At 71.8% G+C, this 21,540-nt stretch carries 22 protein-coding genes; 14 read left to right on the top strand and 8 right to left on the bottom strand.

The annotated features are described in order from the left end of the window. Window positions 1-143 precede the first annotated feature (143 nt). Window positions 144-2,264: a S9 family peptidase gene (locus tag ACZ7L1_RS05430; RefSeq protein WP_471434393.1), complete on the bottom strand. Its 2,121-nt coding sequence runs from the start codon at window positions 2,262-2,264 to the stop codon at window positions 144-146. Window positions 2,265-2,454: 190 nt separating this feature from the next. Here ACZ7L1_RS05430 and ACZ7L1_RS05425 point away from each other — a divergent pair, with 190 nt between their 5' ends. Continuing rightward, complete coding sequence (locus ACZ7L1_RS05425; RefSeq protein ID WP_388991099.1) at window positions 2,455-2,649, top strand: hypothetical protein; 195 nt, start codon at window positions 2,455-2,457, stop codon at window positions 2,647-2,649. A 34-nt stretch (window positions 2,650-2,683) separates the two neighbouring features. On the opposite strand, the gene ACZ7L1_RS05420 is transcribed toward ACZ7L1_RS05425, so the two are convergent. Then, entirely contained in the window at window positions 2,684-2,893 is a 210-nt protein-coding gene (locus tag ACZ7L1_RS05420) for a DUF397 domain-containing protein (protein WP_471434391.1), read from the bottom strand. Further along, entirely contained in the window at window positions 2,890-3,765 is an 876-nt protein-coding gene (locus tag ACZ7L1_RS05415; protein ID WP_471434865.1) for a helix-turn-helix domain-containing protein, read from the bottom strand. The genes ACZ7L1_RS05420 and ACZ7L1_RS05415 overlap by 4 nt, the downstream gene beginning before the upstream one ends. A gap of 358 nt (window positions 3,766-4,123) precedes the next feature. Between ACZ7L1_RS05415 and ACZ7L1_RS05410 the strand changes: the two genes are divergently transcribed. From ACZ7L1_RS05410 to ACZ7L1_RS05370, 9 genes are all read left to right on the top strand, one after another. Further along, the gene (locus ACZ7L1_RS05410) at window positions 4,124-4,999 is read left to right on the top strand and encodes a helix-turn-helix domain-containing protein (RefSeq protein WP_471434389.1); all 876 of its coding nucleotides are present in this window, start codon (window positions 4,124-4,126) and stop codon (window positions 4,997-4,999) included. A 52-nt stretch (window positions 5,000-5,051) separates the two neighbouring features. Continuing rightward, entirely contained in the window at window positions 5,052-5,204 is a 153-nt protein-coding gene (locus ACZ7L1_RS05405) for a hypothetical protein (protein ID WP_471434387.1), read from the top strand. A 37-nt stretch (window positions 5,205-5,241) separates the two neighbouring features. Beyond that, a complete protein-coding gene (mshB, locus tag ACZ7L1_RS05400) occupies window positions 5,242-6,126 on the top strand; it encodes an N-acetyl-1-D-myo-inositol-2-amino-2-deoxy-alpha-D-glucopyranoside deacetylase (protein WP_471434385.1) in 885 nt (294 codons plus the stop codon). Continuing rightward, complete coding sequence (locus ACZ7L1_RS05395; RefSeq protein ID WP_471434383.1) at window positions 6,123-6,542, top strand: DUF6113 family protein; 420 nt, start codon at window positions 6,123-6,125, stop codon at window positions 6,540-6,542. The genes mshB and ACZ7L1_RS05395 overlap by 4 nt, the downstream gene beginning before the upstream one ends. Before the next feature lie 227 nt (window positions 6,543-6,769). Then, window positions 6,770-9,085 carry a hypothetical protein gene (locus ACZ7L1_RS05390; RefSeq protein WP_471434381.1) on the top strand — a complete coding sequence of 772 codons (2,316 nt, stop codon included), beginning with the start codon at window positions 6,770-6,772 and terminating at the stop codon, window positions 9,083-9,085. A gap of 131 nt (window positions 9,086-9,216) precedes the next feature. After that, a complete protein-coding gene (locus tag ACZ7L1_RS05385; protein ID WP_471434379.1) occupies window positions 9,217-10,140 on the top strand; it encodes an ABC transporter ATP-binding protein in 924 nt (307 codons plus the stop codon). After that, window positions 10,137-10,877 (top strand): ABC transporter permease, encoded by a 741-nt coding sequence (locus ACZ7L1_RS05380; RefSeq protein ID WP_471434377.1) that lies wholly within the window; start codon window positions 10,137-10,139, stop codon window positions 10,875-10,877. Before ACZ7L1_RS05385 ends, ACZ7L1_RS05380 begins: the two co-directional genes overlap by 4 nt. A 5-nt stretch (window positions 10,878-10,882) precedes the next feature. Further along, window positions 10,883-12,091 (top strand): sensor histidine kinase, encoded by a 1,209-nt coding sequence (locus tag ACZ7L1_RS05375; RefSeq protein ID WP_471434376.1) that lies wholly within the window; start codon window positions 10,883-10,885, stop codon window positions 12,089-12,091. Continuing rightward, window positions 12,088-12,702: a response regulator gene (locus ACZ7L1_RS05370; protein WP_471434374.1), complete on the top strand. Its 615-nt coding sequence runs from the start codon at window positions 12,088-12,090 to the stop codon at window positions 12,700-12,702. Before ACZ7L1_RS05375 ends, ACZ7L1_RS05370 begins: the two co-directional genes overlap by 4 nt. A gap of 35 nt (window positions 12,703-12,737) precedes the next feature. Here the strand turns inward: ACZ7L1_RS05370 and ACZ7L1_RS05365 are convergent, their stop codons facing one another. Next, on the bottom strand, window positions 12,738-13,595 hold the full coding sequence (locus ACZ7L1_RS05365) for a transglutaminase-like and tetratricopeptide repeat-containing protein (protein WP_471434372.1): 858 nt from the start codon (window positions 13,593-13,595) through the stop codon (window positions 12,738-12,740). Window positions 13,596-13,606: 11 nt separating this feature from the next. Further along, entirely contained in the window at window positions 13,607-14,620 is a 1,014-nt protein-coding gene (locus tag ACZ7L1_RS05360; protein WP_471434371.1) for a GNAT family N-acetyltransferase, read from the bottom strand. 140 nt (window positions 14,621-14,760) lie between these two features. Here ACZ7L1_RS05360 and fdxA point away from each other — a divergent pair, with 140 nt between their 5' ends. Together fdxA and ACZ7L1_RS05350 are read left to right on the top strand one after the other, a co-directional pair. Beyond that, the gene (gene fdxA / locus ACZ7L1_RS05355; protein ID WP_043443616.1) at window positions 14,761-15,081 is read left to right on the top strand and encodes a ferredoxin; all 321 of its coding nucleotides are present in this window, start codon (window positions 14,761-14,763) and stop codon (window positions 15,079-15,081) included. Between the two features lie 123 nt (window positions 15,082-15,204). Further along, on the top strand, window positions 15,205-16,299 hold the full coding sequence (locus ACZ7L1_RS05350) for a bifunctional succinyldiaminopimelate transaminase/glutamate-prephenate aminotransferase (RefSeq protein ID WP_471434368.1): 1,095 nt from the start codon (window positions 15,205-15,207) through the stop codon (window positions 16,297-16,299). A gap of 129 nt (window positions 16,300-16,428) precedes the next feature. Here ACZ7L1_RS05350 and ACZ7L1_RS05345 read toward each other — a convergent pair whose 3' ends face one another. Further along, window positions 16,429-16,863, bottom strand: coding sequence for an ATP-binding protein (locus ACZ7L1_RS05345; RefSeq protein ID WP_403614013.1), 435 nt, complete (start codon window positions 16,861-16,863; stop codon window positions 16,429-16,431). 341 nt (window positions 16,864-17,204) lie between these two features. Further along, window positions 17,205-18,164, bottom strand: a complete 960-nt coding sequence (locus ACZ7L1_RS05340; RefSeq protein WP_471434366.1) for a heavy metal transporter — start codon at window positions 18,162-18,164, stop codon at window positions 17,205-17,207. Window positions 18,165-18,424: 260 nt separating this feature from the next. Here ACZ7L1_RS05340 and dapE point away from each other — a divergent pair, with 260 nt between their 5' ends. Beyond that, on the top strand, window positions 18,425-19,504 hold the full coding sequence (dapE, locus tag ACZ7L1_RS05335) for a succinyl-diaminopimelate desuccinylase (protein WP_471434364.1): 1,080 nt from the start codon (window positions 18,425-18,427) through the stop codon (window positions 19,502-19,504). A gap of 114 nt (window positions 19,505-19,618) precedes the next feature. Beyond that, on the top strand, window positions 19,619-20,377 hold the full coding sequence (locus ACZ7L1_RS05330) for an LOG family protein (protein ID WP_388991067.1): 759 nt from the start codon (window positions 19,619-19,621) through the stop codon (window positions 20,375-20,377). Between the two features lie 231 nt (window positions 20,378-20,608). Here ACZ7L1_RS05330 and folP read toward each other — a convergent pair whose 3' ends face one another. Then, a complete protein-coding gene (folP, locus tag ACZ7L1_RS05325; RefSeq protein WP_471434362.1) occupies window positions 20,609-21,469 on the bottom strand; it encodes a dihydropteroate synthase in 861 nt (286 codons plus the stop codon). Between the last annotated feature and the right edge of the window lie 71 nt (window positions 21,470-21,540).

Raw genomic sequence — 21,540 nt, 5'->3', positions numbered from 1 at the left:
GGGTGCCGTGAACGGGCCGGGATGCGCCATGTCATCCCGGCCCGTTTTTTGCGCCTGAGCCGGCGCCGCTCTCGAGGGCCTGGCCGGCGTCTCGTCGTGGTTCCTCAATCGATGGTTGCTGTGCTCTTTGGGGTTTTTGCTGCTCAGCCCAGGTTCAGAGCGCGGCGCAGGAAGTCCCGCTGGAGGAGCAACAGGTTCTCCGCGACCGTTTCCTGGGGGGTCATGTGCGTCACCCCGGACAGCGGGAGCACCTCGTGCGGGCGGCCCGCGGCCAGGAGGGCCGAGGACAGGCGCAGGGAGTGGGCTACCACCACGTTGTCGTCCGCCAGGCCGTGGATGATCATCATCGGGCGGGCGGGTTCCGCCGCGTCCACCAGGCCCGCGTCGTCGATGAGTGAGTTGCGGCGGTAGACGTCGGGCTGCTCGCCGGGGTGCCCCAGGTACCGCTCCTGGTAGTGGGTGTCGTAGAGCCGTAGGTCGGTCACCGGCGCGCCCACGACGGCCGCGTGGAAGACGTCCGGGCGGCGCAGCACCGCCAGCGCCGCCAGATAGCCGCCGAAGGACCAGCCGCGGATCGCGACCCGGGACAGATCGAGCGGGAAGTCGCCGGCCAGGGCGTGCAGCGCGTCCACCTGGTCCTCAAGCACGACCGCCGCGAGGTCGTCCTTGACCGCCTTCTCCCAGGCGGGGGAGCGGCCCGGGGTGCCGCGTCCGTCGGCGACGATCACCGCGAAGCCCTGGTCGGCGAACCACTGCGAGGTCAGGTGCGGATTGTGCGCGGCCACCACGCGCTGTCCGTGCGGGCCGCCGTAGGGGTCCATGAGGACGGGGAGGGAGGCGTCACCGGAGTAGTCCGTAGGCATAAGCACGGCGCATGGGATTCGGCGTGCGCCCCCCTGCGTCAGCCGCACGCGCGGGGACGAACCGGGGCGTTCCGCATACGAGGCCACGGTGGCCAGACGCTTGCCGTCGCGCAGTACCTGCACCTGGACGCCGGGGCGGTCGAGGACCGAGGAGACGAGCACGGTCACGGCCCCCGCGCGCACCGCCGAGTGCACACCGGGCTTCTGCGACACGCGCTCCACGCCGAGTTCGTTCACCCGGTAGACATGGACCTCACCGGTCTCCGGGTCCGTCGCGGCCTCGCCCGCCGACGCGGCCACCAGCACATCGGCGTCAGCCACGTCGAGCACCGCCCGCAGGTGCAACTGCGGTCCGGTCAACGGCCGGTCCCCCACGGCGAGCACCCGCGCGCCGCCCTCGTCGGCGACCCGCACCAACTGCCCTGAGGGGCTCCAGCACGGCACCCCGGCGAAAAGTTCCAGCCAATATGGATCTTCGTCCGCGTGCACCATCCGGGTCGTACCGGTGTCCGGGTCCACCGCCAGGTACAGCTGGCTGCGCTGGTCCCGCGCCTGTACCAGGATCAGCGGTGCCCCCGCCGCTGACCAGTGCACTCGCGCCAGATACGGGTACCGCGTCCGGTCCCAGACGACCTCGGTGCGCGCCCCGTCGAGTCCCACGACGAACAGCCGTACGTCCGCGTTCCCGGTGCCCGCCGCCGGGTACGGAACCCGCTGCGGTTCCTGGTCCGGACGCGCCGGATCGGAGATCCACCACCGCCGCACCGGCGTGTCGTCCACGCGCGACACGAGCAGCCGGTCGGACTCCGGCGACCACCAGAAACCCCGCGAACGGCCCATCTCCTCGGCCGCGATGAACTCGGCCAGGCCGTACGACACCGAATCCGACTCTGGCTCGGCGAGCGCCCGGTCGCCCTCGCCCTCCGCGCCGACCACGCGCAGCGCGCCCCCGCGCACGTAGGCGATGTGCCGTCCGTCGGGGGCCGGACGCGGGTCGATCACCGGCCCGGCCACGGGCAGTTGGCGAGCCGTGCCCACGCGCAGCTCCGCCGTGAAAAGCCGCCCTGACAAGGCGAAAGACGCCAACTCCACGGCCGCGTCGGTGGCGTAGCCGACGATGCCGGCGCCGCCCTCGCGGCTGCGCTCCCGACGGGCGCGCTCCTCGGGTGGCAACTGCTCGGCGGCGCCCCCGAGGAGCGCGCCCGGGTCGGCCGCGGGGCGCTCTTTGCCGTCCGCCAGGTCGAGGACCCACAACTGGTGCGCACGGTCCGTGCCGGAGGTGGACCGCAGGAACACGACACGGGAACCGTCGGGCGCCACGGTGAACGCACGCGGCGCGCCGAGCGTGAACCGCTGGGTCCGCGCGTGCCGTCGGGGGAAGGAAGCAGGCTCGGTGGTCATACCCCGACCATATTGGCCATGCGCCCCCTTGTGCGGCTGTGCGCCGATCGATGCGCACGTACGGATAGTTATGATCACTAGCGCATAGTGGGTATGAACGTGCTGCCCGCTGCGTGGATTTATCTGCGTGTACTTGTCTGCCCCCATAGTCCGAACCCCCGCGTCCTGGGATCTTTGGAGGTGAGCCGCCGTGGCACTCTCGATTTCGGCGGTGGTGCTGCTGGCGATCGTCGTCTTCCTTCTGATCAAGAAGTCCGGACTGAAGGCGGCCCACGCGATCGTGTGCATGCTGCTCGGCTTCTACCTCGCCTCCTCCACGGTGGCACCCACGATCCACGAGCTGACCACGAACATCGCGGGGATGATCGGCAGCATCAAATTCTGAGCCTCGCCCGCCGGGCTGACGGCCGGGGACGCCGTCAGCCTTCGCAGGCGTATGACACGAAGTGGGTCCACGCTCCCGGCGTCAGGGTGAGCCGGGGGCCGGATGCGTTCTTGGAGTCGCGGACGTGGACGGTGCGGGAGGCTATGGCGATCTCGACGCAGGAGTCGCCCTCGGGACCGTCGCTGTAGCTGCTCTTGAACCACGTCAGTTCGCAGGTGTCGCTGACAGCGGTCTTGTGGATCATGCTTCTCCCAGCAGTTGCTCGATGAAGGCCAGCGACTCCCGTGGGGAGAGAGCCTGCGCCCGGATGGTGCTGTATCGCAGCTCAAGGATGCGGAGCTGCTTGAGATCAGAAGTCGGGCGACCGTTGAACGCTCCATCGGAGCGGCCTACCGCCGTCCCGTCCTCGAACTTCAGCACCTCGATCTTGCCGCTCAATCCGGGATGGGCGCCGGAGTCCGTTGGCATCACCTGAAGAGTGACGTTGCGTAACCCCGCCACGTCCACCAGATGTTCGAGTTGCTGACGCCACACCATTGTGCCGCCAACCCTCCGGCGCAGCGTCACCTCTTCCTGCACGAAACTGAGCATCGGCGCCGGATCTCGTTCGAAGATTGATTTACGGCCCATGCGTGCGGCCACCAGGCGTTCCAACTCCGCCTCTGAGTAAGCCGACTGAGACACCTCGAACAAGGCCCGTGCATGCTCCGGCGTCTGCAACAGGCCATGGATGCTGAGTCCGACGTAGACGCCCATCTCCACGGCCTTGGCCTCCAGCTCGGCCAGCTCCCGCACCTTCTTCGGGTACCGGACCTTCTCCACGTCCTCCTTCATCGCAGAGAGTAGCCCGCCCGCCCCGAGTACCTCGTCGGCCTTGTCGAGGTACTCGGGGCGGGGGATCCGCTTGCCGCTCTCGATCTTGTAGACGAGGTCCTCCCCATACCCGACTGCCGCCCCGAACTCCGCGGCCCGCAGGCCCACTGCCTCCCGCCGCAGCTTCAACTGCCGCCCCACCGTGGCGACCACAGCCACTCCCCAGTCGTCGTCCGGATCCACCTCCCACCCCGGCTCGTCCGTCTTGTCCCTGAGTCGCCCCGCGTCCGCGTCGACCGTCATCGGCGCGCCCCCTCCCTCGGCAATCACCGTGCGCAACTGCATGGTCACTCATCACGGTAGGCGTCACCGGCCACTCCGAGTGATGTGAACCAGCACATCGCCGTCACCGGAACCCGCCCCCACGGGCTCCGGTGGCACCAGCGGCAGAAAGACAAAGGACCACGGAGGAAAGGACCCGACCAACCCCCACCCCTCCCGCCCGCGCCGCACGCTCACTCAGGAGGGTGAACATCTCTGACTCGGCTGCGTTTCGCGGCCCCACGCTCAGCGCGACACAACCGCAGACATGCGACGGCCCCCGCCGGGACGGCAATCCCAGTGCGAGGGCCTGACCACCGAGGAAGAAGAAGGCTTCCCGATGGATGGGCAGAACCCTAGCGTGCCCCCGCGCGCCCAGTCCCGTACGGCGGGCAACAAGCACCCGAACCGGGGCCACCACACCGGCGGGCTCATCCACGACAACGCCCGCCACACCAGCCGATTCACCGTGATCGGCAACCACCTCACCCAGCACCCCGACCTCTCCCTCCTGGCGATCGGTCTGGCGTGCCACACCCAGTCGCTGCCGAAGGGCGCCCGCGTCGACATCAAGAGCCTCGCCGCCCGCTTCCCCGAGGGAGCCACCCGTATCGCCGCCGCCCTGCGCGAGCTGGAGGCGCACGGCTACCTACGGCGCGAGCGGGAACGCACCCCCGGCGGCCGTATCGTCACGCGGACGATCTCCTGCAACCAGTCGGCGGCCCGGCGCCACGCCGACAAACCGAGCCGCGCCGACCGCCCGGCGGCAGCGCCCGGCAGGCACACAGCCGTCCGCACCCGCAAGCCGCTCCCCGCCGTGCCGCAGCCGGCCTGTCCCGCCCCGTCCCTGCTCCAGGCGGCCACCGACCTTCTCGCCGGCCTGCACCGCCACGACTCCCGGCTGCTCCTCTCCGCTCGCGACGCGGCCCACCTGGCCCCCGGCGTCGCCGCCTGGCTGGAGCGCGACGTGAGCCCCAGCGCCGTACAACTCGCACTGACCGCCGACCTGCCGCCCGAGGGACTGCGCCGGCCCGCCGCCCTGCTGGCCCACCGCCTCACCGAGCAGTTCCCGCCGCCACCCCCGTTCCGTGAACCGGCCGCTCCATCGCCCGTACGGCACCCGCTCCAGACCTGCGACGCCTGCGACCGCGCCTTTCGCGCCCCCGCCCCCGGCCGCTGCCGTGACTGCCGAACCGATCTCCTGGAGGCCGCCTAGCATGAGAGCGACGATCCTTGCCCCTGGGCACAGACGACGAGGAGCGAGCGCCATGACCATCGCACAGGGCAACGCGCGGCAGGGTGCTTCCCACGCCTATCGAGCCATGCGGGAGTTCGTTCAGTCGGTGGAGGACACCACCATTTCGACCGAGGGCCTGCCGCGCTACAAGGACGAAAGCCCCGGGGAGGAACATCAGGGGTGACACCGGCGGGTTGCCGAGGCACTCGTAGGGTGTCCTCATGACCGATCTGCCCGACCGGCGTCTGCTCCTGGTGCACGCGCATCCGGACGACGAGTCGATCAACAACGGCGCGACCATGGCCAAGTACGCGGCCGACGGCGCCCGGGTGACGCTGGTGACCTGCACCCTCGGTGAGGAGGGCGAGGTCATCCCGCCGGAGCTCGCGCACCTCGCGCCCGACCGGGACGACGCCCTCGGTCCGCACCGCCTCGGCGAACTGGCCGCCGCCATGGCCGAGCTCGGCGTCGGCGACCACCGCTTCCTCGGCGGCCCGGGCCGCTACCGCGACTCCGGGATGATGGGCGCCGAGCAGAACCACCGGCCGGGCTCCTTCTGGTCCGCGGACCTGGACGAGGCGGCCGGCCACCTCGTGACGATCGTCCGGGAGGTGCGCCCCCAGGTCCTCGTCACCTACGACCCCGACGGCGGCTACGGCCACCCCGACCACGTCCAGGCCCACCGCGTCGCCATGCGCGCCGCCGACCTGGCCGCCGACCCCGGCTTCCGCCCGGACATGGGGGAGCCCTGGCGGATCACCAAGATCTACTGGAACCGGGTGCCGCGCTCGGTCGCCCGGGCCGCGTTCGCCCGGCTCGGCGAGGTGCTCGACAAGACGCCCTTCGCCAAGGCCGCGAGCATCGACGACGTCCCCGGCGTGGTCGACGACCGAGTGGTCACCACCGAGATCGACGGCACGGCGTTCGCGGCCGCGAAGGCCGCGGCGATGCGCGCCCACGTCACGCAGATCGAGGTCGCCGAGCCGTACTTCGCGTTGTCCAACGCCCTCGCGCAGCCCCTTTTCACCACGGAGTACTACGAGTTGGTGGGCCATGAGCACACCGGTGCCCGTGAGACGGATCTGTTCCAAGGAGCGGCCTCATGACGACACCGGGCAAACAGCCGAGCGCACTCGCACAGCCCCTGAGCCTGCCCTCGGCCGGCCGGACGGCCGCCTACCTCGGGTTGCTGGTGCTCGGTGCGGTCGTCGGCGTGGCGGGCGGTCTGGTGCAAGGCGCCTGGTTCCCCGGCGGACTGCTCCTCGCGCTCGCGGGCGCGGCCGGACTCTTCCTGGGCGGCGCCCAGGCCACCGGGTCCCGCGCGGGGGCTCTCGCGCCCGCAGCCGGGTGGATGGTCGCCGTCGTGCTGCTCACCGCCAGCCGACCCGAGGGCGACTTCCTGTTCGGCGCGGGCATCGGCTCGTACCTGTTCCTGCTCGGCGGAATGGCCGTCGCTGTGATGTGCGCCACCCTCGCCCGCGGGCGGCAACCCGGGCGCCTCGGCGCCCGACTTGGCAAGTGACGTACCACTTCGTCGCTGCGAGTCATGGGATGTCCCCCGGAAAACGCGGTGCGGACGTGGGGGTCCCGTGCGGGTTTCCCTCGCGGGCGCGGTCTGCGTGGTGCAAGCGGCCAGTATGGTGGTGCGCGCCGCCGAGCCTCCCCCACGCTCTCGGCTTCGCTCGAGCAGGGGGGACCCCCACCTGTTGAGCTCGAAACAGGCGGTGGAGCCAACCGGGAGAACCTGCCTTGAGTCGTGAAACTGACAGCTCGTCCGCCGGGCCCAACGGGCGTGGGCCAGCCGCGTACCCGTCGGGGACGCCGCCGTACGGTACCCCCCTGGCTGCCGAGGACGGTGTCGACGCGAGCCGTCCGGCCTCGCCGTCGGAGGAACGCAAGACCGAGACCACGCTGACGACCCGCATCCGGATCAACATCCCCGGATCCCGGCCCATTCCGCCGGTTGTCGTGCGCACCCCCGTCGCGGACGCCGACAGCGTGACGGACGAAGCGGGCTCCGACACGCGGGCGATGAGTTCCGTGAGCGCGCTCAGCACCTTCGACCCGCCCGCCGAGCCCGCCGCACAGGCCGAGGAGAAGACGGCGACGAGCGACTGGTTCGCGCCGCGCAAGCCCGCGGCGGCCAAGGGCGCTCCGGGCAGTGGGTCGACCAACGGCGCGGGGATGCCCGGGGCTTCGGGCATACAAGGCGCGGGCGGCGCGTCGGGCGCGGGGGCGCCGGGCGAGGGCGCTGGTGCCGGAGCAGGCGCTGGTGCGGGTACGCGGGGCGGCAACGGGGCCTTCGGTGGCCCGGGTGGGCCGAGTGGTCCCGGCGCGGGCGGCACGCGGCCAGGTGGTCCGGGTGCGAGCGCCGCGGGCGGCGCGCGTCCCGGCGCTTCCGGTGCGCAGGGCGCACGGCCCGGAGAGGGCACGGGCGGCGCGGGCACCTTCGGCGCACGCCCGGGCGGTACGAACGGCGCGGGGCTCCCGGGTGCCACCGGCGCCGGGCCCGTCGCGCCGGGGCACGGCGGCGGCACCGGCTCCTTCGACGTGTCCGACGCGGTGGCGGCCAGCACGGCCTCCTTCCCGGTGATCGGCGCCGACGAGAGCCCCGAACCACGCCGCGACGACCTTCCGTACTTCTCGGAGCCGGGCCGGCGCGGCCCGTCCGGCCCGACCAGCGGTCCGGTCACCGGTGACAGCACGGTCGCCTCGGGCCCCGGCGGCCCTGGCCTGACCGCTCCCGGTACGGGCCCCGGCGGTCCGGGCCTCCTGGCACCCGGCATCCACAGCACCACCGGCGGACCGCTCGGCCCGGGAGCGCCCGGTGCGCCCGGAGCCGCCCCGGGCCAGGGCCGTCCCGGCGGCGGACTCAGTGACGACACCGCGATCCTCACCCCGCAGAAGCCCGCCCCCGAACCGGGCCCCCAGAACTTCGGCGGCCCCGGCGGCAACGTCTCCGGGCACACCGTCACCAGCGGCATCCCCGTCGTCCCGTCGGGCGACCGCAGCGGCCCGTTCGGCCCGGGCTCCCCGTCGCAGGTGCCGACGCCGCACACGCCCCCGAAACTGCCCGATCCGCCCAAGCAGCAGAACACCGGCGCCGCGAAGCCTGCCAAGAAGAAGGGCCGCAGCAAGCTGGTCCTCCTGGGCGGCGGCCTGGTCCTCGTCGCCGGTGTCGCCTACGGCGCCGGACTGCTCATGAACCACTCCGACGTGCCCAAGGGCACCACGGTGCTCGGCGTCGACATCGGCGGCGGCACCCGGGACGAGGCGGTCGAGAAGCTCGACGCCGCGCTGGGCGGCCGGATCGACAAACCCCTGCAGCTGTCGGTCGACGGCAAGGCGGTTCCCCTCAGGCCGGACCAGGCGGGCCTCCAGTTCGACAGCAAGGCCACCGTGGCCGCCGCCGCGACGAGCGACTACAACCCGGTGTCGGTGATCGGCTCGCTGTTCGGGCAGCATCGCGTGGTCCAGCCCGTCATGCCCGTCGACGAGGAGAAGCTGCAGGCCGCCCTGCAGCGTGTCGCGGGCGGCTCCGGGTCGATGGTCGAGGGCACGATCAGGTTCGAGTCCGGCCGGGCGGTTGCCGTGTACGGCAAGGCGGGCAAGGGAATCGACGTCCCCGCGTCCGTCGCGGCCGTCGAGGAGGCGTACCACACCCAGGTGGAGACCGGCTCCGGCACGCCCGTGCGGGTGGCCACCACGACCCGGCAGCCGACGGTCACGAACGCCGAGGTCGACCGTGAGATGAAGGAGTTCGCCGAGCCGGCGATGTCCGGCAAGGTGACGGTGCAGACGGACGCGGCGCACTCGCTCCTGATGAGTCCGCAGAAGTCGCTGTGGAAGTTCCTGGGAGTGACGGCTGTCAACGGCAAGCTGGTCGACAAGCCCGATCTGACCGCCCTGAAGGCGCTCTACGGTGAGGCGTTCGACGGCGTGCTCATCACCCGGGCCAACGGCCAGAAGACGCCCGTGACGCCCCAGGACGTCTACGTCGCCCTGCGCCAGGCGCTGCTGAGCAAGACCAACCGGGTCGCGGTCATCAACACGAACCCGAGCTGACGGCACCGCACAGGGGGGCGCCCGGCGACGACCGGGCGTCCCCCTTTCATGCCGCAGACATGACATCTGTCATGCCGGAGTGACGACACCGGACACTGCCGTGCACGCCCCCGGCCCGGGACGATGGGCCCATGACGACGACAGTGGCGGCCACCGACGTGGTGGTCGGGTTCGATCAGGTGACCAAGGCCTACGGGGACGTACGTGCCGTGGACGGCTTGTCGCTCGAGCTGCACCCGGGGGAGACCGTGGCCCTGCTGGGGCCCAACGGTGCGGGCAAGTCGACCACCCTCGACCTGCTCCTCGGGCTCAAGCCGGCCGACAGCGGCTCCGTGCGCGTGTTCGGGACCAGCCCGCGCGAGGCCATCGTCGCCGGGCGCGTGGGCGCCATGCTGCAGAGCGGCGGCCTGATGGACGAGGTCACGGTCGCCGAACTGGTCAAGCTCGGCTGCGATCTGCACCCGAGGCCGTACAAGGTCACCGACGTCCTCGCGCGCGCGGGCATCGCGCAGATCGCCGACCGCAAGGTCAACAAGCTCTCCGGCGGCCAGGCCCAGCGTGTCCGCTTCGCCCTCGCCACCGTGGGCGACAGCGACCTGATCGTGCTCGACGAGCCGACCACCGGCATGGACGTCTCCGCCCGCCAGGCCTTCTGGGCCACCATGCGCGAGCAGGCGGACCAGGGACGTACGGTCCTGTTCGCCACGCACTACCTGGAAGAGGCCGACGCGATCGCGGACCGCGTGCTCGTGCTGCACCGCGGGCGGCTCCTCGCCGACGGCACCGCCGCCGAGGTCAAGGCCAAGGCCGGCGCCCGGCGCGTCCGCTTCGACCTGGAGGGCCCGATCGACGAGGCCCCGTTGCGCGCCCTGCCGTTCCTGACCGCGATAGACGTTTCCGGGCAGACCGTGCGTATCCAGTCCTCCGACGCCGATGCGACTGTCCATGCCCTGTACGGGCTCGGCGTCTACCCCCGCAACCTCGAAGTCGCCGGGCTCGGGCTCGAGCAGGCGTTCGTCGCCATCACCGAGGCCGAGGAGGCCAAGCAGTCATGAACGCGCTCATCAGGCTGGAACTCAGCCGCGCCCTGCGCAACCGCAAGTTCCTGTTCTTCTCGGTGATCTACCCCTCGATCATCTACCTGATCTTCTCGAGCAGCTCCGGCTCCAGCCAGAAGGTCGGCGACACCGGCCTGACCGTCGCCACCTACCTGATGGTCTCCATGGCCTCCTTCGGCGCCCTGACCGCCGTCCTGATGGGCAACAGCGAGCGCATCGCCAAGGAGCGGGAGAGCGGCTGGGTACGGCAGCTGCGGCTGACCACCCTGCCGGGGCGCGGCTACGTCCTCGCCAAGACGGCCAGTGCCGCCGTCGTCAGTCTGCCGTCGATCGTCGTCGTCCTCGCGGTCGCCGCGGCCGTGAAGCACGTCCGCCTGGACGCCTGGCAGTGGCTCGCCCTCACCGGTGTCATCTGGGCCGGCAGCCTGGTCTTCGCCGCACTCGGCGTCGCCATCGGGTACGTCGCCTCCGGGGACGCGGTCCGCCCGATCACCATGATCGTCTACTTCGGCCTGTCGATACTCGGTGGCCTGTGGATGCCGTCGACGAACTTCCCGCAGTGGTTGCAGGACATCGCCAAGTGGCTGCCGACCCACGCGTACGCTGCCCTCGGACAGGCCATCGAACAGAGCCAGGCCCCGCACGCCCGGGACATCGCCATCCTGGTCGTCTTCTTCGCCCTCTTCGCGGGCGGCGCGGCCTGGCTTTACCGGAAGGACACGCTGAAGGCGTGAGTGCCATGACGGAAGACCAGTGTGCGGACGAGGCGCGGGCGGGGCGGCTGATGCGCATGGGCCAGCCGCCCGGCAACCGGCGCGAGCTGCTGCGCAAGTCCCTGTGGATCGGCATCTGGCTCGTCTTCCTGAGCTCGCCGGTCCAGGACCTCGCCTCCGGCCGCCACACCACCGGCGGCACCGTGGCGGGCTGGCTGGGCCTCGCGGCCTTCGTCGGGGTCTATCTGTCACTGGTCTTCCGGAACATCGGAAGGCCGTACGCGCAGCGGTTCCTCGTCGGGATACTCGTCGCCCTCACCGCACTCGCCGCGCTGCTGAACCTCACGCTCGGCGCGTCGCACTGGCTGGGCCTGTTCGTCTACGTCTCGGTGGCCTGCGGAGCGACCCTCCCGCTGCGCGCGGCGTACTGGGCGATCCCCGCCACGGCAGCCGTGGTGGCTCTGGTCGGCTTCCCGGGTGCCGCGGCGGACGAGGTGGAGAACCTGCTGCTCCTGGTGGTGCTCATCGGGTACGCGATGACGGGCGTCGGCCAGCTCGTACGCACGACGATCGAGCTGCGCAAGGCCCGCGCCACCGTCGCCCAGCTCGCCGCCAACGAGGAGCGGCTGCGCCTGGCCCGCGATCTGCACGACCTGCTCGGCCACTCGCTCTCCCTGATCACGCTGAAGAGCGAGCTGGCCGGCCGTATGCTCCCCGACCACCCCGAGAAGGCGGCCCAGCAGGTCGCCGACATCGAACGGGTCAGCCGACAGGCCCTCGTCGACGTGCGTGAGGCGGTCACCGGGTACCGGCGCCCGCGTCTGTCCGCGGAGCTCGCGGGCGCGCAGGTCGCCCTCACGGCGGCCGGAGTCACCGCGGACATACCCCCGGAACCCGACCTCACCGGGGTCCCGGAGGAGAGCGAGTCCGTCCTCGCCTGGGCGCTGCGCGAGGCGGTCACCAACGTCGTACGGCACAGCGGCGCCGGCCGCTGCACGGTGGAGGTGCTGCAACGGCAGACCCTCGACGGGCCGATGCTGGAACTCTCCGTCGAGGACGACGGAACGGGCGGCACGGGAGGGGCGGGCAACGGCCCGGGCAACGGTCTGACGGGTCTGACCGAGCGTCTTCAGAAGGTCGGCGGAACGCTGGAGGCGGGGCGTGTCCGGCATGGTTTCCGGCTGGTCGCACGCGTGCCCGTGGGTGCCGCGGCCCGCGTAGGATCCGGGGCATGAGCCGTACGATCAAGGTCCTGCTCGCCGAGGACCAGTCGATGGTCCGCGAGGCGCTGGCCGCGCTGCTGGGCCTGGAGGCGGACATCGAGGTCGTCGCCCAGGTCGCCCGCGGTGACGAGGTGCTGGCGGCGGCGCACGCTCATGAGGTGGACGTGGCGCTGCTGGACATCGAGATGCCCGGTGCCACCGGGATCGAGGCGGCGGCCCAGCTGCAGCGCGAGCTGCCGGCGCTGAAGGTGGTCGTGCTGACGACCTTCGGCCGCCCCGGCTATCTGCGCTCCGCGATGGAGGCGGGCGCCGCCGCATTCCTGGTGAAGGACGCCCCCGCCTCCCAACTCGCCGAGGCGGTACGGAAGGTGCTCGCCGGAGAACGGGTCATCGACCCCACGCTCGCGGCGGCCGCCCTGGCCGACGGCGCCAACCCGCTGACGGAGCGCGAACGCGAGGTCCTGCGCGCGGCGGCGACCGGCGCGACCAACGCGGAACTGGCGGCGACGCTGCATCTGTCCCAGGGGACGGTCCGGAACTACCTGTCCACCGCCATACAGAAACTGGCGGTGAGGAACAGAGCGGAGGCCGTGCGGATGGCTCGTGAGAAGGGCTGGCTGTAGCCGTACCTCTTCAGTTCTGTAGCCGTACCCCTCTTTCAGTTGAGCATGGCTCGCGCAGCCCGGGCCTGCCCCCGCACCCGCTCGGCGGCCGCGTCGTCAACGGCGGAAACGACGTCGGCATAGGCGTCCAGCTCCGCTGCCCCCCGCAGGAACTCCCCCCGCTGCACCAGAAGCTGCGCGTGCTCGTACCGCAACCGCGCCGGATGCGACGGCACCAGCAACGACAACTCCACCGCCCACAGGGCGACATCCGACCGCTCGGGCCGGGCCGCGGCCCACGCCCGGACGTTGTTCAACACCCGCACTACGACATCCAGCGGATCGGCAGGGCCGAGCATCGAAGGATCGAGCGGCGCCCCCGTGGCGCCGGCGACCAGCATCTCGGCGTCACCGCCGGTGAGCACCCGACCGCCGTCGAACGGATCGGCCAGCACCTGCTCCTCCGGCGGCCCGAACCCCACGACGAAGTGCCCGGGCAGTGCGACCCCGTACACCGGCGCCCCCGCCCGCCGCGCCACCTCGATCCACACGACCGACAGCAGGATCGGCAGTCCGTGCCGCCGGCGCAGCACCGCGTGCAGCAACGACGACTCCAGGCGCTCGTAGTCCGCGGCGGAGCCGCGGAACCCGTAGCGGCCCCCGAGGACGTCCGCCAGCGCCTCGGCCCAGGCCCGCGGCCCCTCCGGCCGGAACGGCACCAGCCCGGCCAGCCCGTCCAGCTCGATCTGCGCGGCGTCGATCCCGGCCTCGTCCAGCTCCCCGTCCGCCGCCGCGCCCACGAGCAGGCACAGCGTCGCGAGATCGGGCCGTTCGGACCGCGCCTCCTCGCCGAACCGCCGCCGCACCTCGGCGGCCCGCTCCGGCTCCGGGGGACGGGGGCCACGCTTCACCACCTCGAACCCCCTCACGCCACCGGTCCGCGGGAGCCTTCCGGCTCCCGGTAGTGGTGATATGCATGATGCGCCCCGAAACCCAGTCCCGCGTACAGGGCCCGCGCACCCTCGTTGTCCGTCTCCACCTGGAGCCAGGCCGCCGAGGCGCCCTCGTCCAGGGCCTGCCTGGCCAGCGCCGCCATCACAGCGGTGGCCAGGCCACGCCGACGCTGCTCCGGGTCCACCTCGACCGCCGCGAACCCGGCCCACCGCCCGTCCACCACGCACCGCCCGATCGCCGCCGGAGGCGCGCCCTGCGCTCCCGGCACCGTCGCGAACCACACCGAGGGGCCGCCGCCCAGCACCTTCAGGGCCACCTCGCTCAGCCCCTTGCGCTGGTAGCGGGCGAGCCACGCCTCGTCGGCCGTGCGGGACAGCTCCACACCGGGCGCCTCGCGGTCCGCGAGGGACGCCAGGGAGCCGGTCCACAGTTCGGCGGTCACCTCCCGCGTCCAGCCGCGCGCTTCGAGCTCCGCGCACAGCAGCTCCTGCGTGCCCTCCGCTCCGGTCGCGAGCTGTATGTAGGCGGGCAGGCCACGGTCCGTGTACCAGCGCCGGACGGCTGTCAGGGCCTCGTCCAGCGGCAGCCCGGGGTCGCCGAGGGGCAGCGCGGAGTTGGCCCGCCGCGTGAACCCGGCGGCCGCACGCAGCTCCCACTCACCGAGCCGCTCCCGCTCCACCGGCTGCCAGGCCCGGGCGGCGATCCGCACGAGCTCCTCGTAGGACGCCGCGGGACCCCTGCGACGCGCCGGAGCCGCGGGGACGACCTTGCCCGCGACCAGGGACGATTCCGCGATCCGGACGCTTCGGCCGTCCCGCCGTGTGATCAGCAGCACACCTTGATCCCATGATGTGAGAACTCCGACCGTGTCGGTGAACTTCTCACCCTCGGCGGCATGTTCGCTCCACCGCCGTACGGAGACGCGTTTTCCCACGTCAGCAGCGGTGATGCGGATCTCGAGCCGTCCGCCCGCAGAGATTTCCACAGGTCAGTTCACCCCTCCTGTTCGGATCATGCCCCGGAACGGAGATACTAGGTGCGGGCATCGACGACGCCGCGCTCCCGCGCGCCAGGCGGCGGAGCCTGAGGAGGCCCGCCAGCGCCCTATCGAGGAGGAACGACAGCGTGACCTACGTCATCGCAGAGCCTTGTGTCGACGTCAAGGACAAGGCGTGCATCGAGGAGTGCCCGGTCGACTGCATCTACGAGGGCCAGCGGTCCTTGTACATCCACCCGGACGAATGCGTCGACTGTGGGGCCTGTGAACCGGTCTGCCCGGTCGAGGCGATCTTCTACGAGGACGACACTCCCGAGGAGTGGAAGGACTACTACAAGGCGAACGTCGAGTTCTTCGACGAGCTCGGCTCGCCCGGTGGCGCCAGCAAGCTGGGGCTGATCGAGCGCGACCACCCCTTCATCGCGGCGCTGCCCCCGATGAACCAGTAAGCGGCCCGCAGGCCAAACGATCCGGTCCCGTTCGGCGCCCGCCCGGCGCCGCGCGGGACCGAGGCGTTTGGCGCCCCTACGCTTGTAAGGGGCACCGTCGTAGCAGAAAGTGAGCCCGATCCCGTGTCCGCAGTCTCCGACCGTCTTCCGACCTTCCCCTGGGACAAGCTGGAGCCGTACAAGAAGACGGCCGCCGCGCACCCGGACGGGATCGTCGACCTGTCCGTCGGCACCCCGGTCGACCCGGTGCCCGAGCTGATCCAGAAGGCGCTGGTGGCGGCGGCGGACTCCCCGGGCTACCCGACCGTCTGGGGCACGCCCGAGCTGCGGGACGCGATCACGGGCTGGACGGAGCGCCGCCTCGGCGCCCGCGGCGTCACCCACCGGCACGTGCTGCCGATCGTCGGCTCCAAGGAGCTCGTCGCCTGGCTGCCGACGCAGCTCGGGCTCGGCCCCGGCGACAAGGTCGCCCACCCGCGCCTGGCCTACCCGACGTACGAGGTCGGCGCACGCCTGGCCCGCGCGGACTACGTGGCCTACGACGACCCGACGGAGCTGGACCCGAGGGACCTCAAGCTCCTGTGGCTCAACTCCCCGTCGAACCCGACGGGCAAGGTGCTGGGCAAGGAGGAACTGACGAGGATCGTCGCCTGGGCCCGCGAGCACGGCGTACTGCTGTTCTCCGACGAGTGCTACATCGAGCTGGGCTGGGAGTCCGATCCCGTCTCGGTCCTCCACCCGGACGTGAACGGCGGCTCGTACGACGGCATCGTGTCGGTCCACTCCCTCTCCAAGCGCTCGAACCTGGCGGGCTACCGCGCGGCCTTCCTCGCCGGTGACCCCGCGGTCCTCGGCCCACTCCTGGAGATCCGCAAGCACGGCGGCATGATGACGTCGGCGCCCACACAGGCCGCCGTGGTGGCCGCGCTGGGCGACGACACGCACGTCCGTGAACAGCGCGAGCGGTACGCGGCCCGGCGCACGGTCCTGCGCGCCGCCCTCCTGAAGCACGGCTTCCGGATCGAGCACAGCGAGGCGAGCCTGTACCTGTGGGCGACCCGCGACGAGTCCTGCTGGCAGACGGTGGCCCACCTGGCCGACCTGGGCATCCTGGTGGCACCGGGCGACTTCTACGGCGAGGCGGGCGAGAAGTTCGTACGGGTGGCCCTGACGGCGACGGACGAGAGGGTGGCGGCAGCGGTGGAGCGCCTCGGCTGACGGCGGCTGCTTTCCAGGCGGCTGTCTGCCGCGGTGCACCACCGGGCACGGTTCCGGCCAAGTTCCGCTGCAACAGGCGGAGGGTCCAGGGAAGCTTCCCTGGCCCCTCCGCGCAAAGGGAACCCGGTGTCAGCCGCCCAGCGGCAGCCCCTTCGGCAGCCCGCCCTTGGTCGCGCCCCCGAGCAGCCCGCCGGCCTGCCCCGCCGCGTCCCCGGCCACCTTCTGCGCGACCGGCGCCGCCGTCCCGACGACCTTCCCGCCGGTCCGGCTCACCGCCGGCACCGCCTTCCTGGCCGCCTGGCTTCCGGCCTTGACCGCGTGGCTGCCGGTGTCACCCGCGACCCCGGTGACCTGCTGCGCCGCACCGTCGGCCTTCTGGGCCGCGCCGTCGACGGTGGTGCCGACCTGCGCGGTGTCCAGGGCGGTCAGCCCACCGAGGTTCGGGGTGGCCGGCAGATCGGTCGTCGCCGCGCTGGCGGAGCCGGCCGCACCGACCACGGGCGCCGCTCCCGCCGCGATCAGCAGCGCGGCACGGGCGATCCGGTGGGTCAGGGGGAGGGACATGATGCTCCTTAGACGGGAGAAAACGGTGAAGTGTTGGACTGCGCCCGGGAGTTCGGCCGATTCGGCTGTTCATCGTTCCGGGCTCGGACGCAGTGACTACCGCTCGAAGCCCGCGAAGGTTGCGGTCGGCCAATGCAAAGAGTTGGCAATGCGTCGCATTATCAGGTGGGGATGAAATCGGGCAAACGGCAACCGGCCGGAAAGCCTGCCGAATCCTTACAGCCCTTTGTTCGCAAGGGGCTCGACGCATAGGTCGAAGTCCACGCAAAAAAGTGCGCGCCCCGTCGACGAGGCGCGCCGCGCATTACCCGCAGGAGTGAGAACTCGTACTGCTGCCCGGGCTACCCCCCGGTGACGATGCGGACTTCGGTGGCCGACGCCTTCCCGTCGGCGGAGCCGGTCGTACGCCACTCGCCGGCGAAGCCTCCGCGCGACCACTCGCGGCCCGCGAAGGAGACGCGTGAGATGTGCAGCGCCGTGGAGTTGGCCACGGCCCAGTGCGCCAGCTCCCAGCCGCGCTCACGGACGGTCCCCGAGGCGGTGGACCTCTTGGGCACCGGGATCGTCACCGCGTCGTCGGCGGGCCGCGTCGGCGTGGCCGTGGGGGACGGCGACGGGCGCCGGGGGACCACCTCCGCGCCGGCCGTCTGGAGCACGTCGCGCCCGAAGTCCCGTACCAGCGCGGCCCGCACCGCGTCGGGGCCCCCGGTCCCCGTCGGCGCGGGGCGCCCCCGGCAGGTCAGCGTGCCCGCCGCGCGGCCGGTCAGCGCGGCGGCGAGCAGCACGGCGTCCGGCTCGTGCTTCGCGTACGCCTCCGGATAGCCGCTGCGCTGCACCCGCTGCGCGGCGACCGTCAGCGGAAGACTCGTGTAGTCCGGCACCTTGGCCAGGTGCTCGTAGAACACGCCCGCCGCGTACGTCGGGTCCATGATCTGCTTCTTGGTGCCCCAGCCCTGCGACGGGCGCTGCTGGAACAGGCCGAGCGAATCCCGGTCGCCGTGCTCTATGTTGCGCAGGCCGGACTCCTGCAGGGCGGTCGCGAGCGCGATGGTCACCGCGCGTTCCGGCATGCCGCGGGTGGTGCCGATGGCGGCGATCGTCGCCGCGTTCACCGCCTGCTCCGGAGTGAACTCGTACGAGGCGCCGTCGTCCTTTCCGGAGACGACCCGGCATCTCGGCGCTGCCGAACCGGTGAGGTACTGGACGACGAGATAGCCCGCGACGGCGAGCAGGACCACGAAGGCCGCCCCGAAACGGAGCAGGCGGCCACGTCGGACGGGAGTAGGGGACGGCTCTGACACGCCGTACAAGGTACTGGAGGTGAACAGCGGGTTGCCCGGCGCTGTGGACAACTCCTGCGGCAGGCGCGCACGGTCGGGCGCGCTGGTGCCTCAGCAGGCAATATTTGCCCCGTCGCGACGCCCGGCACGCCCTCTCGCCGCACCGGGTGCAAGCCCAAGTACATCCAGTACGAGGGCTTGCACCCGGCACGCCGAGAGCACGCACCGGACGCCGCTCCTTCACGGGCAGGCTTGCCTGCCGAGGTACTAGGGTCGAGGACATGGCCGATACCCCGCTTGACCTCACGCTGGACGCCGCGCGGCTCACCGCGCGGCTCGTCGACTTCCCCTCGGAGAGCGGCACCGAGAAGCCCCTCGCGGACGCCGTCGAGGCCGCGCTGCGCGCCCTGCCGCACCTGACGGTCGACCGGTACGGCAACAACCTTGTGGCCCGTACGGACCTGGGGCGGCCTGAGCGCGTCATCCTGGCGGGCCACATCGACACGGTCCCGATCGCGGACAACGTGCCCTCCCGCCTGGACGCGGACGGCGTGCTGTGGGGCTGCGGCACCTGCGACATGAAGTCGGGCGTCGCCGTTCAGCTCCGCATCGCGGCGACGGTCCCCGAGCCCAACCGCGACCTGACGTTCGTCTTCTACGACAACGAAGAGGTCGACGCATACCTGAACGGTCTGAAGCACGTGTCCGACGCCCACCCGGAGTGGCTCGAGGGCGACTTCGCGGTGCTGCTGGAGCCCTCCGACGGCCAGGTCGAGGGCGGCTGCCAGGGCACACTGCGTGTCGAGCTGAGGACCGGGGGCGAGCGGGCCCACTCGGCCCGCTCCTGGATGGGCTCGAACGCGATCCACGCGGCGGCCCCGATCCTGGCCCGCCTGGCCGCGTACGAACCGCGCCGCCCGGTCATCGACGGGCTGGAGTACCGGGAGGGCCTGAACGCGGTCGGCATCTCCGGCGGGGTGGCCGGAAACGTGATCCCCGACGAATGCGTCGTGACGGTCAACTTCCGATACGCGCCGGACCGCAGCGAGGAGGAGGCGGTCGCGCACGTCCGTGAGGTGTTCGCGGACTGCGGCGTGGCGGAGTTCCAGGTGGTCGACCACAGCGGCGGCGCCCTGCCGGGGTTGTCGCACCCGGCCGCGGCGGCGTTCATCGAGGCGGTCGGCGGCACCCCGATGCCCAAGTACGGCTGGACGGACGTCGCCCGCTTCAGCGCGCTCGGCGTCCCGGCGGTCAACTACGGTCCCGGCAACCCGCTCTTGGCGCACAAGCGGGACGAGCGGGTGGAGACGGCGAAGGTCCTCATGGCGGAGGAGCGCCTGCGGGCCTGGCTGACGTCCTGACCTGCCGCCGGGCGCGGGGGAGGGGCGTCCGAGCCGGACATGCGCACGTCCCTCCTCCGTAACCCGCGCGGATCTACGCTGGGGTGGAACCACCCCCGAGCGGAGGGAGCGCACATGCCTACCGGCAACCCCGAGGGGAAGAAGATTCCACCGGATGAGCAGCGGCTCGGTCCGGTGCTGCGCAGACGGGGCCAGGTGACGAGGAGCACGACGGACCAGCGGCTGCTGGACGAGCGCGCCCCCACCGACTGGGTCCACACGGACCCGTGGCGTGTCCTGCGCATCCAGTCGGAGTTCATCGAGGGTTTCGGCACGCTGGCCGAACTCCCACCCGCGATCAGCGTGTTCGGCTCGGCGCGGACGCCGGTGGACTCGCCGGAGTACGACGCGGGCGTACGGCTCGGGCGCGGCCTGGTGGAGGCGGGCTGGGCGGTGATCACCGGTGGCGGTCCGGGCGCGATGGAGGCGGCGAACAAGGGGGCCTGCGAGGCGAAGGGGATCTCGGTCGGCCTCGGCATCGAGCTGCCGTTCGAGCAGGGGCTGAACCCGTACGTCGACATCGGCCTGAACTTCCGGTATTTCTTCGTCCGCAAGATGATGTTCGTCAAGTACGCGCAGGGGTTCGTGGTCCTGCCGGGCGGCCTCGGCACGCTGGACGAGCTGTTCGAGGCGCTGACCCTGGTCCAGACCCAGAAGGTGACACGCTTCCCGATCGTGCTGTACGGCACCTCGTACTGGGGCGGCCTGGTCGACTGGCTCAAGAGCACCCTGGTGGCCCAGGGCAAGGCCTCGGAGAAGGACCTGCTCCTGTTCCACCTCACGGACGACGTGGAGGAGGCGGTGGCCCTGGTCTCCAAGGAGGCGGGACGCTAGGCGCTGAGCCTGAACCGGGGCGGCGGGTCCGTCCGGGTGGTGGGCCCCCGGGCGTGGGTGCCGCCCCTGGGGCTCCGCCCCCGCCCCCACCCCTTTTCGGCCTACGGCCGAAGACCGGAGGTGGCTTGGGCGAGTGCCCCGCTGCGGGCCGAACGTGGCTGATCGCGCAGTTCCCCGCGCCCCTGCAGGGGCGCAGCCCCGTCAGGGGCGGCGGGCGCGAGGAGAGCTCTGTCAGGCCAGGCCCCGGCGGGCCACCGCCGGCGGCCGGTGGCCCGCGATCGACGCCACCATGTCCAGCACCTGCCGGGTCTCCGCCACCTCATGCACCCGGTACACCTGCGCCCCCAGCCACGCCGACACCGCCGTCGTCGCCAACGTCCCCAACACCCGTTCCTTCACCGGCTTGTCCAGCGTCTCCCCGACGAAGTCCTTGTTGGACAGCGACACCAGCACCGGCCACCCCGTGGCGACCATCTCGTCCAGTCGCCGCGTCGCCTCCAGGCTGTGCCGCGTGTTCTTCCCGAAGTCGTGGCCGGGGTCGATCAGGACCGACTCGCGCGGCACCCCGAGAGCCACCGCCCGCTCCGCCAGCCCCACCGTCACCTTCAGAATGTCGGCCATGACGTCGTCGTACGTCACCCGGTGCGGCCGCGTCCGCGGCAGCGCGCCCCCGGCGTGCGTGCACACCAGCCCCACCCCGTACCGCGCCGCCACCTCCGCGAGCCGTGGATCGACCCCGCCCCACGCGTCGTTCAGGAGATCGGCGCCCGCCTCGCACACGGCCTCGCCGACCTCGTGCCGCCAGGTGTCCACACTGATCACGACATCCGGGAACCGCCGCCGCACCTCCGCGACGAAACCGACCGTCCGCCGCGCCTCCTCCTCGGCCGTGACCTCCTCGCCCGGGCCGGCCTTCACCCCGCCGATGTCGATGATCGCGGCCCCCTCGGCCACCGCCTGCCCCACGCGCGCGAGGGCGGGCTCGTCGCGGAACGTGGCCCCCTGGTCGTAGAAGGAGTCCGGGGTCCGGTTCACGATCGCCATGATCACCGGCTCGTGCTCGCCGAATTCCCGCCTGCCCAGCCTGAGCATCCCCTGTGACCTCTTCCAGTACGTTCCGTTCCTTGGCCGCCTGTGACCTTAATTGTCAGCGACGCATGGCA

Source organism: Streptomyces sp. NPDC107546, assembly GCF_055639175.1.
Note: the sequence above shows the minus strand (reverse complement) of the source record. Positions and strands in the feature narration are given on the sequence as shown.